Raw genomic sequence first — 15,133 nt, 5'->3', positions numbered from 1 at the left:
AATTTCTTCGCCTTTTCTGCCGGTACTTGACGGAATTCGGCGGAAGCCAGGTACAGTCACCCGTTGGACACCGTCTAAGAGCTGTCCAACCAAGCGCTTTGGAGGCCCCATGGCCGCGGGAAAGACCGCGCTCGGCGCGATCCTGAGTCCCGTCAAGGGACGGCTGCGCTGGGCGATCGCCGCCCAGGCCGTCGCGGCGACGGCCGGAGTGGTGCCGTTCGTCGCCCTCGCCGAACTGGGCCGCATCCTGCTCGACGACGGCCCCGACCGGTCCCACGACGCGTGGACCGTCACCGCGATCGCGGCCGGCGCCCTGCTGGTCCGGCTGATCGTCATGCTGGTCGCCGGCGGGATCTCCCACCTCGCCGACAACGCCCTGCAGTTCCACATCCGGCGCGCTCTCGTCGACCGCCTCGGCCGGGTGCCGCTGGGCTGGTTCTCGTCCCGCAACTCCGGCCAGGTCAAGCAGGCGGTGCAGGACGACGTCGAGGCGATGCACCATCTGATCGCCCACTCGCTGCTGGACATCACCGCCGCGGCCGTCGTGCCGGCCGCCTCCCTCGCCTACCTTTTCTGGGTGGACTGGCGGATGACCCTCGTGGTGATCGCCCCGCTGCTCGTCGGACTCACGCTGTACAGCGCCACGATGGCCGGCATGTCCAAGAACCTGCCCCGGTACGACCGCGCGATGGGCCGTGTCAACGGCAGCACGGTCGAGTTCGTGCAGGGCATCGCGGTCGTCAAGACCTTCGGCCAGGCCGGCCGGGCGCACCGCGAGTTCACCGAGGCGGCCGACTCCTTCGCCGACTTCTTCCTGGGCTGGGTGCGCGCCACGCGCTACTCCAAGGCCGCCGCGGAGATCGTCCTGTCACCGGTGGCCGTGCTGCTCACCACCCTGTTCGGCGGCGCGCTGTTCGTCACGCAGGGGTGGCTGGCCGCGGTGGACCTGCTGCCGTTCACACTGCTCGGCATCGGCCTGACCGCGCCGGTCCTGTCGCTGTTCTACGCGAGCTACGAACTGCGCATCGCGCGGGGCGCCGCCGAGCGTGTCACCGGCATCCTGGACGCCGCGGAACTGCCCGTGCCCGACAGCCCCCGTTCCCCGGCCGGCAACCACGTCAGCTACCGCCGGGTGTCGTTCTCCTACGACGGCGAGCAGGACGTCCTGACGGATGTGGACCTGGAGCTGGCACCCGGTACGGTCACCGCCCTGGTCGGACCCTCGGGGTCCGGCAAGAGCACCCTGGCCGCCCTGCTCCCCCGGTTCCGGGACGTCACGGGCGGCGCGATCCTCGTCGGCGGTGTGGACATCCGCGAGATGTCGCTCGAGGACCTCTACGGCCGGGTGGCCTTCGTCTTCCAGGACGTCCGGCTGATCGGGGACACAGTCGCGGCCAACATCCGCATGGCCCGGCCGGACGCCACCGACGAGGAGGTGCGGGCCGCGGCCCGGGCGGCCTGCGTGGACGACGTGATCGAGTCCCTGCCGCGCGGCTACGACTCGGTGATCGGCGAGGACGCCCGGCTCTCCGGCGGTCAGGCCCAGCGGGTCACCGTGGCGCGGGCCCTGCTGGCGGACACCCCGGTCGTGGTGCTCGACGAGGCGGCCGCGCACGCGGACCCGCACGCCGAGGCCGCGGTGCAGCGGGCGATGGCCCGGCTGGCCCGGGGCAAGACGGTGCTCATGATCGCGCACCGGCTGTCCAGCGTGGTGGACGCCGACCAGATCGTCGTCCTGGACAACGGCCGCGTCGTCGAGCGCGGCCGGCACACGGAGCTGGTCGCCGCGGGCGGCCGGTACGCCGCCATGTGGCACGCCCATGAACGTTCGGCCCGTTGGCGGCCCCGTGACCTCGCGCCGACGGCGTCCGCCGCGGCCGCCGTCGCCCAGGAAGGTGCCGCCCGATGATCCGCCGGCTGATCGACGTGGTGGGCCCGCGGCAGGCGCGTCCGCTGCGCCGCATGATCGCCCTGTTGGTGGTGGGTGCGGTGCTGCAGGGCATCGCCTTCACCCTGCTGGTGCCGGTGCTGCGCGCCCTGTTCGGCCAGGATCCCGACGAGGTCTGGCCCTGGCTGTGGGCGCTGCTCGGGGTGTCGCTCCTGTACGCGGGGGCGTACTTCTGGAGCCTGCTGGCCGGCTTCGAGGCGGGCGCCGCGCTCTCCAGGACCCTGCACCGTCACATCGGTGACCGGGTGGCCGCGCTGCCGCTCGGCTGGTTCGGCCCCGAGCGGGTGGGACGGCTCGGGCACCTCGCCACGAAGAGCGTGATGGACGTGATGGGCGTGCCGGCGCACCTGCTGCGCCCGCTCGTCACCAGCTTCGTGACACCGGCGACCGTGGTCGTCCTGATGTACCTCTTCGACTGGCGACTGGCCCTGGCGGCCACCCTGACCGTCCCGCTGATCGTCCTCGTGCACCGGTGGAGCACCTCTCTGACCCGGCGCGCGGACGAGGCCCGCACCGCCGCCGCCGCGGCGACGGGCGGCCGGGTGGTGGAGTTCGCCCAGAACCAGCCGGTCCTGCGGGTGTTCGGCCGCGGCGCCGGGAACTCCGGCACCCCGCTGGACGAGGCGCTGCGGACCCAGACGGAGGCGTCCCGCCGGGTACTGGTGACGGGGGTGCCCGGGCTGATCGGGTTCGCCCTGGCGATCCAGGCGGCCTTCACGGTCGTCCTGGTCGCCGGCGTGTACCTGGTGCTGGACGGCGACCTGGGCGTGGCCGAGCTGCTGGCCCTGCTGGTCCTGGCGGTGCGGTTCACCGAGCCCATCGCCGAGACCGCGGTGCTCGGGTCGACCCTGCGCACGGCCGGCGCGGCGCTCGACCGGGTGGCCGGACTGCTCGCCGAGCCCACGCTGCCCCGCCCGGACCGTCCCGCCGTCCCGGTGGGCAACACGGTGGAGTTCGAGGACGTCCACTTCGGCTACGACGGCAAGCAGGTGCTGTCGGGCGTGTCCATGACGCTGGCCGAGGGCACCATGACCGCGCTCGTCGGCCCGTCGGGCGCCGGCAAGACCACGGTGAGCAAGCTCGTCCCGCGCTTCTGGGACGTGGACTCCGGCGTGGTGCGGGTCGGCGGGGTGGACGTACGGGACATCGATCCCGAGGTGCTGATGTCCCGTGTCTCCATCGTGTTCCAGGACGTCTACCTCTTCCAGGGCTCGATCCTGGACAACATCCGGGTGGGCCGTCCCGGCGCCGACGACGCCGAGGTCCGCCGGGCAGCCCGGCTGGCGGGCGTGGACGAGATCGTGCACCGGCTGCCGGACGGATGGGACGCGCAGGTCGGCGAGGGCGGTGCGCTCCTGTCCGGGGGCGAACGCCAGCGGGTGTCGATCGCCCGGGCCATCCTGAAGGACGCGCCGATCGTGCTGCTCGACGAGGCGACCGCCTCGCTCGACCCCGAGAACGAGCGGGCGGTGCAGGACGCCCTGAGCGCCCTGAGCGCCGGCCGCACCCTGCTCGTCATCGCCCACCGGCTCGGGACGGTCGCGGCGGCCGACCAGATCCTCTTCCTGGACCGGGGCCGCGTGACCGAGCGCGGTACGCACGCCGAACTCGTCGCGTCGGGCGGCGCCTACGCGTCCTTCTGGACGGAAAGGAACAAGGCGCAGGACTGGAGTCTGGCCGGGCACCGTTCTTGACGTCCGGTCAACTCGGGGACAGACCTCCGAGCGGCTGTTCACCCTGAAATTGATTGTGGCCCCCGGGACTTCTCCCGGGGGCCACTCGGCGTTGCGTCACACGGAATTAATCTCGCCATTGTCTGCGTGATGAACAAAACACGTCGATCCTGACAGAATTGCCGGTCGAAGTTGCCGCCCACCTGGCGTGAAAATCTCCCACATGCTGTCTGACCTGGCACTTTCCCATACACATTGCATGTGAAAGCATGTCAGATCCGCTTCCGAGCTTCCGGTCTATACTGGCCAGCGTCCACCGAACATCCGTCTTCCGAACGACCCTGTGGACGAGGTGTCAATCAGTACCGGAGGGGAACCGGAATCATTGACCATTCACCTACTCGTCCCCGGCTCGTCGACTGTTCAAGGAAAATTCGGACAGACGGCCCGGTGGATTCAGGGCACGCATCGCACGATGACTTGAATCATTCGAATGCGGGGGCATGAGTTGATGGAAAAGAATGAGACGTCCGACTGGCCCATAACGGCACGAGATGCCGAGCTGCGGACCATCAGGACCGCCATCGGACAGCACGGGGGCGCCCTCCTGTTCGGCGCCCCGGGTGTGGGAAAGAGCCGTCTGCTGTCCACGGCTCTGCGCAGGGCGGCCGAGGAGGGCCGCACCGTCCTCCACGTCGGCGGGGTGGCCCTCACCGGGACCCGGGGGTTCGGCACCCTCGCCGAATGCCTGGAGGCCGTACGGCCTTCCACCTCGGACGGCACCGCCGCCGGCCGGCCACTCGTCGGCATCGACGACGCCCACACCCTGGACGCCGCCTCCAGCCTGCGGCTGCACCGGCTGGTCGCGGCGGGGCGGCTCAGCGTGCTGGCCGCCACCCGGCAGGACGTCGCCGCGCCCACCGGCATCGACAAGCTCTGGGTGGAGCGGCTCGTCGAGCACGTCGAGGTGGCGCCGTTCGACAGCGCGGCGATGGGCCGGGTGCTGCGGGCCCGGCTCGGCGGCCACACCGACACCGCCACGCTGGAGCGCCTGTGGGCGGCCACCCACGGCAACGCGCTCATGCTGCGCGAACTGGTGGAGCACGCCCTCCAGGAGGGCTCGCTGCGCCGCACCGACGGTGTGTGGCGGTGGTCGGGCCTGACCGAACGTCCCGGACGGCGGCTGTCGGACGTGATCCGGGTGAGCCTGCGCGATCTCTCCCTGGACGAACACGAACTGGTCCACATGCTCGCCGTGGCCGAGCCGCTGGAGGCCGACATCGTCGCCGCGGCGGGCCTGGCCAAGGCGGCGGAATCCCTCGATCTGCGGGGCATCGTGAGCGTCGAGCGCAAGCGGGCCCGCGTCCAGATCCGGCTGGCCGTGCCGCTCAGCCGCGTGGTGGTGGCCTCGCGCATGTCCGACCTCACCGCGAACCGGCTGCGCCGCGAGGTCGCCGACGCGCTGGAGCGCACCGGGGCCCGCCGGGACGAGGACGTCCTGCGGATCGTGTCGCTGCGGATGGAGGCGGGGATCGTTCCCGAGCCGGACCAGTTGCTCACGGCCGCCGGCATCGCCGCCCGCCGCCGGGACTTCCCCCTCGCGGAGCGCATGTGCCTGCTCGCCCTGCACGACGCGCCCGACGACCTGGACGCCCCGCCGATGTACGGTCCCCTGCCGGACCGGACGAACGGCACCGTGGACGTACGCCGTCTGATGACGCGCGTAGAGGAGTCGCCCGCGCGGGCGCCCTACCGGGTGAGGGCCCTTCTGCTGCTGGGCAAGGTGCTGGTGGGCCGGGGCAGTCCGGCCGAGGCGGAGGAGGTGCTGTCCGCCGCGTCGGCCTGCCGGGTGCCGGTGCCGCCGGCCGAGTACGTCTCGGCCCTGCACACCCGCGTCCTCAACATGGCGTGGAGCCTCGGCCGGGTCCAGGACGCGAGCCGGCTGCTGGACCGCATGATCGCGGAGGTGCGCCCCGAGCACGCCGGGGTGCTGCACGCCACACGTGTGCTCATCTCCGTGCTGGCGGACCGGCTCAGCGATGCGGTGTCCCAGGGGGAGACCGTGCTGGCCGAGCGGGGCGAGGACGCCGCGGTCGCCCAGATGCTGGTGCCGACGGTCGCGTTCGCCCGTGCCGAACTGGGCGATGTGATCGGCGCGTCCAGGCTGCTGGACGGCTACCGTGACGCCTTCACCGGATGGGACGCCGCCAGCGTGACGCTGGCCGACTCCGTGTCCGCGCGGTGCGCCTCGCTGCTCGGGGACATCCGTGGCGCGGCCGAGGCGCTGGAGCGGGTGCAGCACCACGACTCCGGCCGCGGCCGGCCCGTACTGCTCCAGGCACACCTCGACCGGAGCCGTCTGCTGCGGCTGCTCGGCCGGCCCGAGGAGGCCGTCGCCCTGCTCAGGCGGGTGATCGCCGGCGAGGGCTCCGAGGAGTACCCGGTCTCCGGTGCCTGGCCACTGGCCCAGCTGGCCGGCGCCCTCGCCGAGTCCGGCCACCACACGGAGGCGCTGCGCACCATGGTGGAGGTGCGTTCGCTGCGGTACGACGGCCCCGTCTCCTCCGTCACCGAGGACGAGACCGCCTACGAGAGCGCGCTCGTCCTCGCCCACACCGGCGACCACTACAGTGCGGCCGTCCAGGCGACCGAGCTGGCCGGGCGTGCCCACGCGGCGGGCCGTACGGTCCGCGCGACCACGGCCCTGCTGCTGGCGGCGCGGGTCACGGACGGCGGGGCGGTGCGGTTCCCGCACCGCGAACTGGTCCGTTCCGCCCGTGCGGCCGGCGGCCTGACCCGGGTCTACGCCGACTACGTCGAAGGGCTCGCCGACGCGGACGGCGGCACCCTCATGGAGGTGTCACGCACGCTGGCCCTCATGGGCGCCCTGCCGTTGGCCGCCGAGGCCGCGGCCCAGGCGGCCCGCGCCTTCCGGACGGCCGGCCAGCACCGCAAGAGCCGGGAGGCCTCCGCGGCCTGCCGGGACCTGCAGCGCGACCACGGCGTCACGCTGCCGTCGTGGGTGGAGCAGGACGGCCGTGCGGACAGTGACTCCGCCTCGCTGACGCCCCGGGAGCGGGAGGTGGCCGCGCTGGCGGCGACCGGCATGTCCAACCGGGACATCGCCACCCGCCTCGTGGTCTCCGTCCGTACGGTCGAGAACCACCTGCACCGCATCTACCACAAGCTCGGCATCACGGCCCGCAACGACCTCAAGCGGGGCCTCGACCGGCTCGGGCACGACCGCGACGAGGCCCGCAGGGCGCTGCACCTGGTCGCCCCGGCCGATTCGGGCCAGGTCGCCTGACGTCCGTCCCCCGGGCCCGCACGCTCCCCGGCTGCGGCGGCCCGGACCCACGGCCCCCCGCGCCGAACGGCGTGGGGGGCTTTCGCACGCGGCGGCCCGGCGACCCCGGCCCCTCCCGGTGCCCGGTGCCCCGGCCGCCCGCCGCCCGCCGCCCGGTGCCCGCCGTCCGCCGTGCGCGCACAGCGAAGCGGTGTCCCGCGAGGCACTCCTCGCGGGACACCGCTGTGGGCGAACGCCGGGTGTTACGCGCCCGGAGCGGGCAGGACACCCTGCCGGACGAAATAGGCCACGTAGGTGCCGAAGACCTTGTCGTCGATGTCGGGGCAGACGATGCCCGTCCCGTCGAGCAGGTCGCGAGTGGCCTCGTCGGCGAACCGCGCGACCTCGACCTTCTCCGACTCCACAAGGATGCTCAGCAGCGGTGCCATGGAGTTGGTGAGGTCGGCCGCGACGGCCTTCATCCACCTCAGGATGGAGACCTCCGGCAGCTCGTAGCCGACGCCGCGCAGCAGCCTGAGGATCTCGTCCGACGTCAGGGTGCGCGGACTCACCTGGTGGTAGATCCCGCCGGTCCCCTCCGGAAGCCGGGAGGCGGCGACGATCGCCGCGCTGACGTAGTCCACCGGCACCATGTTCATCTCCAGCCGGAACCGGCGCGGGTAGAGGCCCACCTGTACGGCGCCCTTGATGAAGCGCCACACGAAGTCGTTGGGCTGACAGGCACCGGTGACCGAGTCGCCCCACACCTGGCCGGGCCGGTGGATCGTCACCGGCACCCCGCGGCGGGACGCCTCCAGCACCAGCTGCTCGGCGACCCACTTGCTCTTGGTGTAGCCCAGCGACAGCGCCTCCGGCGGCCCGGTGGGATCGAGCTCGGCCCGGGGCGGACGGTCCGCCCCGGGCTCGAACACACCGGTGGTGGACACGTGGTGCAGCGTGGCCCGGGCCGCGCACGCGAAGCGCAGGATGCCGTGCGTGGCCTCCACGGTGGACTTGCGCAGCCACTTGTAGAGGGTGAGGAAGTTGACCTTGGCCGCGGAGTGGTAGACCGCGCCGACCCGGCGGGCGAGGCCTGCGTACGTGTCCTCGGCCAGCCCGAGCCGCGGCTTGGTCACGTCGCCGGTGTACACCCGCACCCGGTCGAGGTCGACGTCGTCGAGCAGTTCGAGGGCGCGCAGGTTGGCGGTCAGCCGGTCCCGGGCGGCCGCGGTGTCCGCGCCCCGCACGAGGCAGTGCACGACCAGGCCCTGACGCAGCAGGTCACGGAGGAGGAAGGCCCCGAGGAACCCGGTCGCGCCGGTGAGGAACACCTCCGACACCGTCTGCGGGTCCGGTGCCGGGAACCCGGCGATGTCGTCCGCCAGGACGACGTCGCCGGCGAACTCCTCGGCGCCTTCCGTGGTCATCGTCGAAGTCATCTGTTGTCTACGGTCCTTCCGGGGACGTGCGCGGGGCGCGGGGTGTGCGTCAGGCCGCGGCGAGGGCCGCCTCGGCCACCGCGTCGGAGAGCAGGGCCATCGCCTCCTTGACCTCGGTCTCGGTGGCGACGATCGGCGGGAGCAGGCGGATGGTGGCGGGCCGGCTCAGGCACGGGGAGACGACGACGGAGCGCTGAGCGAGTCCGGTCAGGACGCCGCCGGCCAGTTCGGGTGTGCGCAGGTCGACGCCCCACAGCAGACCTCGTCCGCGGGTGGCGGCCACCGCCTCCGGGTGGGCCTCGCGCAGGTCGGCCAGGCCCTGTTCCATGGCACGGGCGAGCATGTCGCCGTTCTCGGCCCACTCCTCGACGAGGTCCAGGGCCCGGGGGATCACCGCGGTGCTCAGCGGGTGACCGCTGAACGTGGCGGTGTGCAGCATCGGATCGGCCAGCAGCGGCGCGAACAGCGTGTCGTTGCCCACCACGGCGGAGACCGGCAGGACCCCGCCGCCGAGCGGCTTGCCGAGCAGGACGCCGTCCACGTCCAGCCCGTACTCCAGGGCCAGGGACGGGGCACCGCAGCGCCGCAGCCCGGCCTGGATCTCGTCGGCGACGACGAGGGCGCCGTGCCCATGGGCGTCCCGGCACCACCGTGCGAGGACCGCCGGGTCGAGCAGACGCACGCCGTTCTCCGCCTGCACCGGCTCGAACACGAGGGCGGCCACGTCGTGCTCGCGCACCACCTTCGCGACGGCCTCGGGGTCCTCGGGGTCGATGTGCACGACGCCCTGGAGCAGCGGTTCGAGTCCCGCCTTGAACCGCGGGTTGTCGGTCAGCGCGAGGGCGCCGAGTGTCTTGCCGTGGAAGGCGCCCCGGACGGCGACGACCGTGGTGCGGCCGGTGGCCGTCCGGGCGAGCTTGACGGACGCCTCGACCACGTCGGCGCCGCCGCAGCCGAAGTAGACCCGGCCGAGCGAGCCGCCGAGGTACGCGGTGAGGCGTTCTGCGGCCAGCGGGGCGACCGGGCTCTGCACCGAGCGGGTCGAGGTGGGCATCACGTCCAGCTGGGCGCGTACCGCCTCGACGATCGCCGGGTTGCGGTGTCCGAGCAGGGCGACGGCGTAGGAGCCGAAGTCCAGCACCTCGCGTCCGTCGGAGAGGGTGACCCGGCTGCCCTCGGCGGCGGACTCCACCGCCCCCTGGCCGGTGAACCTGCCCGCGACGGCGAGCGCCGGGGAGAAGTGACGCTTGACCCTGCGGAAGGTCTCCTTCGCGTCGACGACGGGTGTGCGCGGGGAAGTGCCGGTCGGCTCTGTCATCGTCACGGTCCCCTCACGCACTCCGGTCCAGCACGCCCCGCTGATACCCCTCGAGGGCGCGGACGACGGCGGGGTGGATCATGTCGGCGACCATCGGCAGTCCGATGTCGAACTCCACCTTCAGTTCGAGGGAGACGCCCGACGGGTCCTCGCCGACCTGCCAGTGGCCCCGGTACTCGGCGAGGTCGCCGTCGGTCTGGCGGAACTCCCAGCGGCGTGCGACGTGGTCGAGGACGTCCTCCTGCTCCCACTCCATCTCCGAGCCCTTGAGCTCGACGATCCAGCTGCTCTCCCGCCGGTCACCGTCCCCGCCGGTGACGGTCACCTCGCTGACGCCTTCCATGTAGTCGGGGAACGCCTCGACGTCCAGCAGCGCCTTCCACACCTGGTCGGGGGTGGCGGAACCGGTGAGGGTCCGATGCATGACGGCCATGTACGTGTCCTTTCGCGGTGCGGGTGGTGCGGGGTCCGCCGAGCCGGCCGGCGGTGCGTGCGCTCACGCGGAGTCCCGGCGCGGGAGGGCGGTGGACTCCTCCATCAGCGCCATCAGGCGCTCCATCTCCGCGCGCAGGGCGTGCTGTTGCAGGGTCAGCTCCTCGAGCCGTCCGCGCAGCCGCACGAGTTCGAGACGGGTGCCGGGGCGGTCCGGGGACTCCGTGGTGCCGGTCCGGTCGGCCGGCCGCTCCCCCGGCGCCGGTTCGGGGACGCCCGGGCGGACGCCGGCGGCGTCGCGGAGAACCCGGACGTTGCCGGTGTGCGCCGGTGCCACGGGCTCAGCGGGGAGCGGGTCACGGGGTGCCTCGTCCACCGCGCGCGCCTCGCTGTGTCTGCCGCAGCGCCGCAGCGCGAGGGTGAGCTGTTCCCGGAAGCGGGGACGCGAGGGATGTGCGGCGACCAGTTCCTCCAGCCGGCGCACCACCTCGTGGTGCCGGCCGAGCCGCAGCGACGCCTCGCACAGGTCCTCGAGGGCCAGCAGCCGTTCGTCCTCGAGCCGGGCCGCGGCGGCGGCGCACAGCGGTCCGCCGGCGCCGTCCAGGGCCGGGCCGCGCCACAGACCGAGGGCCTTGCGCAGCAGCAGGGCCGCCGTGTGCGGGTCGGCGTCCAGCAGCCGCCTGGCCCGGGTCACCTGCAACCGGAACTGCACGCTGTCCAGCTCCTCGGGACGGGCCTGCAGCACATAGCCGGGCCCGCGGACCACCAGGCGCGGGGTGTTCACCCGCGAGGGCTCCGCCTCGACGAGCTGCTGACGCAGCCGGGAGACGTGCGCCTGGAGGGCGTTGCCTGCCTTGTCCGGCGCGTCGTCCCCCCACAGCTCCCGGATCAGCTCCTCGGTCGGCACCGGCGTTCCCAGGCGCACCGTCAACGCCCCGAGCAGCACCCGCTGCTTGGGACTGGTCAGCCGTACGCTCCGCCCCCTGACGTCGTCGTGGATCCCAGGAGACCCCAGCACCCGGAACTGCATCGCCACCTCCACCGGTCTTCGCGGCCCGTTCCGCTCCGCGCTCCAGCAGGTGATCACGCGGGCGGGCCCGGACACATGAGTACTCAGGTACTCCAAAACGCGGTGACGCTGCGTCACATCGGCGCCCTGGCGGCGCGTCGCCCACGCCGGTCGCGGCCGGCCGGGGCGTCAAGGTGAGTAACGGTTACTCAGGCCCGCGCGCGCCCGCCCGTGGTCCGCTGGGCGCGGTACGGGAGCCGGAGGGCAGGGAGTGGTGACATGACGCGTTGGGACGCCGAGACCGCGGTGGTGGGACTGGGGGCGTGGGGGGCGTCGGCGCTCTGGCGGCTGGCGTCCCGGGACGTCGACGTCATCGGGTTCGAGCGGTTCGCGCCCGGTCACGCCCTCGGGTTCCTCGCACGGCCACGCCCGGGTGCTGCGGCTGGCCTGTCCGCAGCACCCCGGGCTCGTGCCGCTGGCGCGGCGCTCGCGGGAGCTGTGGTCCGAGATGGAGGACACCGGACAGGAGCGCCTGCTGGTGGTGTGCGGCGCACTGACCGTCGGCACGGAGAACGGGCCGCTGGCCGGGGGCGCGCTGCGGGCCGCCCGCGCTCACGGGGTGCGGGTGCGGACGTTCTCGGCGAGCGCGCTGCGCTTCCAGTACCCGCGCCACACCGGTGTACCGGACCGCCACATCGGTGTGTACGAGCCGTCGGCGGCGCTGATCCGGCCCGAGCGAGCGGTGCGCACGGCCGTCGCCCTGGCCGAGGAGGCGGGCGCCCGGGTCCTCGCGGACTGCCGGGTGACCCGGGTGGAGCCGGTGCCGGGCGGCGTGCGGCTGCACACCGCGCAACGGTCGGTGCGGGTGCGCCAGGTGGTGCTGACGGCGGGCGCCTGGCTGACCGGGTTCCTGCCGGAGCTGCCTCTGGAGACCGTCCGCAGGCCGTTGGCCTGGTTCCGCCCCTACGAGCCGGACAGTGGATTCGGGCCGGAGGAGTTCCCCGCCTTCGCACGCGAGCTCGAGGACGGCCGTGTGCTGTGGGGCAACGGCGCGGAGGGCGGGGACGGCGTCGAACTCGGCCTGGACGACGCCGGGGTGGCGGCGAAACCGGTCGACCCGGAGGACACCGACCGTTCCGTGACGTCGGAGGACTGGTCGGAGCCGGCGAGGATCCTGCCCGTCAGGCTGCCGGGGCTGCGGCCGCGGCCGACCAGGGTGGCGCTGAGCACCCGGACCCGCACCCCGGACGGGCGGTTCCTGCTCGGCCGCCCGGGCGGGGACGCGCGTCTGGTCGTGGCGGGCGGCGAGAACGGCTACGGCTTCGCGCTCGCGCCGGCCGTCGGGGAGGCGCTGGCCGATGTGGTGCGCGGCGACACCCCGGCCACCGGCCTGGACTTCCTCTCCCCCGACCGCTTCCGCTGACCGGCGGCCCTCGGCGCCGGTCCCGTGGGCCGCCGGGCCCGGTGCCGGCGTGGCCGTCAGCGGGCCCCGCTCTCCACGGCGGCCCCCGGGGCGGCCTCGGTCCTGAGCACCTTGCGGCAGACGCGTTCGCCGACCCAGGCGATCAGGGCGCGCGGACGCCGGGCGTTGAGGTGGGCCATGACCGCGTTGCCCAGCCCGGGCGTGACGTAGGCCCGGTCGCGGTCCAGGGCCTTCAGGCCGGCCCTGACGACCGGTTCGGGGGTGGTGAAGCGCCCGGCGACGGCGGCGTTGCGGGTGCCGACCACCTCGAAGAAGCGCGTCTCGACGGGACCGGGGCACAGCGCGGTGACGCGGATGCCACGGCCGCGGTACTCCTGGCGCAGCGCGAGCGAGAAGTTCAGGACGAACGTCTTGGAGGCGCTGTACACCGAGAGGTAGGGACTGGGCTGGTAGCCCGCGGTGGAGCCGACGTTGAGGACGGCGCCGGAGCCGCGTTCCAGCATGCCGGGCAGCAGCGCGTGGGTGAGGTCGACCAGGGCGACGACGTTCACCATCAGCAGGTCGTGGTCGCGTTCGGCGGGGATCTCCTCGAAGCGCCCGGCGGTGCCGAAGCCGGCGTTGTTGACCAGCAGGCCGACCGTCAGCGAGCGCTCGGCGAGTTCCCGTGCCACCGCGCGTCCCGCGCCGGGCCGGGCGAGGTCGTGGACCAGCACGTGGACGGTCACCCCGTGGGCCTTGGTGAGCTCCTCGGCCACGGCCTCCAGCCGGTCGCGGGAGCGTGCCACCAGGACGAGGTCGTGCCCCCGGGCGGCGAGCCGGGCGGCGAACTCCCTTCCCAGACCGGAGGAGGCACCGGTGACCAGTGCGGTGGGCGGGGCGGTGGGGACAGTACCCATGGTGTTCCCTTTCGGCATGACGACCGGTTCCTCGCGTCCGTGGGCACGGGCCGGCCGGCACGCGCGAGGCACCTCCGGAGTCGTCCGCCGGTTCGCCGGCCCCTCATCCATGAGCCACTCCCGCACGTCACGTCCTCGGCGAACGGTTCCCGCGCACGCCGGCCAGGCCCGCGCTCGCACCGTAACGAACCGGATCACACCCTGGCCCGCGTCCTGACACCCCCTGACACGTCAGCGCGCCTCCCCCGAAACGCGTTGCCGGCACCGGCACCTCGGAACTAGGGTCGGCCCCGTGACTGCCGGGTCGGCCTCAGGCCTTACGAGAACGGTGCTCCCGGCTCCGGAGTGAGTCCGGGGCGGGCGCGTGCGCCTCCGCCGTCGGTCGTTCCTTCCGCCCGCCGCGCTCCACGCCGGCGGGGATCGACGAACCGACCCCGGAGACGAGAGACAGCCATGTCCGCAGCACCGCACGTCCAGTTGAACCACACCGCCGTCTACGCCCGTGACCGCAGGCGCTCCGCCGAGTTCCTCGCGGGGGTCCTGGGGCTGGAGGTGGGGGCGCCGTTCGGCCCGTTCCTCCCGGTCGACCTGGGCAACGGCGTGACCCTCGACTACTACGAGAAGCGGGACGAGCCCGTGCAGTCCCAGCACTACGCGTTCCTGGTGCCCGAGGAGCGGTTCGACGCGATGATCGCGCGCCTGGAGGCGGCCGGGGTGACGTACTACGCCGACCCGCCGCACACCGAACCGGGCCGGGTGAACACGCTCTTCGGCGGCCGGGGCGCCTACTTCGACGACCCGGACGGCCACAACATGGAGATCATGACCCGGCCGTACGTCCGTCCCTGACGGGGTCCGGTCGGAGCGGGCGGTACATGACGTGCAGCCCCACGCGGCCGTGCCGGGGGTGGTCGAACGCCTCGGGGACCGTGCCGAGGACCGTGAACCCGAGCGAGGTCCACAGTGTCACGGCGGGGTTGGTCTCGACGACGGCGTTGAACACCATGCCCCGGTAGCCGGCGTCGCGCGCCGCGGCCAGCACGTGCTCGGCGAGGAGACGTCCGACGCCCCGGCCGGCGTGGTCGGGGTCGACCATGAAGCCGGCGTTGGCGACGTCCCGGGCGGGGCCGCCGTAGTTGGGGGTGAGGTAGGCGGAGGCGACGACGGCCTGGGCGTCGTCCTCGACGACGTACACCTGCTTCGCGGGGCTCATCCACAGGGCCCGGGCGGCCTCCTCGGAGGTGCCCGGGTCCCAGGTGTAGGTCTCGCCCGCGGCGACGATGCGGTGCCAGAACGGCCAAATGCGCGGCCAGTCGTCGGGGCTCGCTTCCCTGATCAGCATGGACGCGAGTCTGGCACGCCCGCGGACGGGGGTGCGGGTGCGGGGGGAGAAGGGGTGTCAGTCGACGCTGGGGAGGATGTGCGGCTCGGCGAGGTCCTCCTCGTAGCCGGCGAGGCGGATCGGGGCCGAGCGGGCCCACACGTCGAGGCTTCCCAGTTCCCCCGGCCGGCGGCCGGAACGCTGCGTGCGTTCGTCAGGGCGCTGTTCGAGTTTCGTCTGCTCCGGTGTCACCGCGCACTCCTTATGTGTCGGTCACCCTCGGGACGTACTGCGTCGGCCCTGTGCCTGCGCACGCCGTCCGATCGGGTCTGTGTCCAATGCCGTCGGACGCGGTGGCGCCGGTCGTTCGAGGGGGAGCAGGCCGTGG

The 15,133-nt window shown here is 73.3% G+C and carries 12 protein-coding genes; 5 read left to right on the top strand and 7 right to left on the bottom strand.

Features of this window, described 5'->3' with window-relative positions; all coding sequences use genetic code 11:
• The first annotated feature begins 109 nt into the window (after window positions 1–109).
• From F3L20_RS15915 to F3L20_RS35270, 3 genes are all read left to right on the top strand, one after another.
• Entirely contained in the window at window positions 110–1,909 is a 1,800-nt protein-coding gene (locus tag F3L20_RS15915) for an ABC transporter ATP-binding protein (RefSeq protein ID WP_150154956.1), read from the top strand.
• A complete protein-coding gene (locus F3L20_RS15910) occupies window positions 1,906–3,642 on the top strand; it encodes an ABC transporter ATP-binding protein (RefSeq protein WP_150154955.1) in 1,737 nt (578 codons plus the stop codon). The genes F3L20_RS15915 and F3L20_RS15910 overlap by 4 nt, the downstream gene beginning before the upstream one ends.
• A 490-nt stretch (window positions 3,643–4,132) precedes the next feature.
• Complete coding sequence (locus tag F3L20_RS35270) at window positions 4,133–6,928, top strand: LuxR family transcriptional regulator (RefSeq protein ID WP_150154954.1); 2,796 nt, start codon at window positions 4,133–4,135, stop codon at window positions 6,926–6,928.
• 242 nt (window positions 6,929–7,170) lie between these two features.
• Here the strand turns inward: F3L20_RS35270 and F3L20_RS15900 are convergent, their stop codons facing one another.
• From F3L20_RS15900 to F3L20_RS15885, 4 genes are all read right to left on the bottom strand, one after another.
• The gene (locus F3L20_RS15900; protein ID WP_150154953.1) at window positions 7,171–8,346 is read right to left on the bottom strand and encodes a thioester reductase domain-containing protein; all 1,176 of its coding nucleotides are present in this window, start codon (window positions 8,344–8,346) and stop codon (window positions 7,171–7,173) included.
• Between the two features lie 49 nt (window positions 8,347–8,395).
• Window positions 8,396–9,664 carry an aspartate aminotransferase family protein gene (locus tag F3L20_RS15895; RefSeq protein WP_150154952.1) on the bottom strand — a complete coding sequence of 423 codons (1,269 nt, stop codon included), beginning with the start codon at window positions 9,662–9,664 and terminating at the stop codon, window positions 8,396–8,398.
• A 13-nt stretch (window positions 9,665–9,677) separates the two neighbouring features.
• A complete protein-coding gene (locus F3L20_RS15890; RefSeq protein WP_150154951.1) occupies window positions 9,678–10,097 on the bottom strand; it encodes a type II toxin-antitoxin system RatA family toxin in 420 nt (139 codons plus the stop codon).
• A 63-nt stretch (window positions 10,098–10,160) separates the two neighbouring features.
• A complete protein-coding gene (locus F3L20_RS15885) occupies window positions 10,161–11,126 on the bottom strand; it encodes an AfsR/SARP family transcriptional regulator (RefSeq protein ID WP_150154950.1) in 966 nt (321 codons plus the stop codon).
• 412 nt (window positions 11,127–11,538) lie between these two features.
• Between F3L20_RS15885 and F3L20_RS15880 the strand changes: the two genes are divergently transcribed.
• Window positions 11,539–12,528, top strand: a complete 990-nt coding sequence (locus F3L20_RS15880) for an FAD-dependent oxidoreductase (RefSeq protein ID WP_240810647.1) — start codon at window positions 11,539–11,541, stop codon at window positions 12,526–12,528.
• 56 nt (window positions 12,529–12,584) lie between these two features.
• Here F3L20_RS15880 and F3L20_RS15875 read toward each other — a convergent pair whose 3' ends face one another.
• Entirely contained in the window at window positions 12,585–13,424 is an 840-nt protein-coding gene (locus F3L20_RS15875; RefSeq protein WP_150154949.1) for an SDR family NAD(P)-dependent oxidoreductase, read from the bottom strand.
• 453 nt (window positions 13,425–13,877) lie between these two features.
• Between F3L20_RS15875 and F3L20_RS15870 the strand changes: the two genes are divergently transcribed.
• Window positions 13,878–14,273: a VOC family protein gene (locus tag F3L20_RS15870; RefSeq protein ID WP_150154948.1), complete on the top strand. Its 396-nt coding sequence runs from the start codon at window positions 13,878–13,880 to the stop codon at window positions 14,271–14,273.
• Here F3L20_RS15870 and F3L20_RS15865 read toward each other — a convergent pair.
• Together F3L20_RS15865 and F3L20_RS15860 are read right to left on the bottom strand one after the other, a co-directional pair.
• Window positions 14,245–14,766 carry a GNAT family N-acetyltransferase gene (locus F3L20_RS15865; RefSeq protein ID WP_145824811.1) on the bottom strand — a complete coding sequence of 174 codons (522 nt, stop codon included), beginning with the start codon at window positions 14,764–14,766 and terminating at the stop codon, window positions 14,245–14,247. The genes F3L20_RS15870 and F3L20_RS15865 overlap by 29 nt on opposite strands.
• A 57-nt stretch (window positions 14,767–14,823) precedes the next feature.
• Entirely contained in the window at window positions 14,824–14,997 is a 174-nt protein-coding gene (locus F3L20_RS15860; RefSeq protein ID WP_106966952.1) for a hypothetical protein, read from the bottom strand.
• Window positions 14,998–15,133: the final 136 nt, after the last annotated feature.

This window comes from Streptomyces tendae (genome assembly GCF_008632955.1).
In the GTDB taxonomy this organism is placed as follows: domain Bacteria; phylum Actinomycetota; class Actinomycetes; order Streptomycetales; family Streptomycetaceae; genus Streptomyces.
The sequence above is the reverse complement of the archived record's forward strand: the minus strand, read 5'-3'. Positions and strand labels throughout refer to the sequence as shown.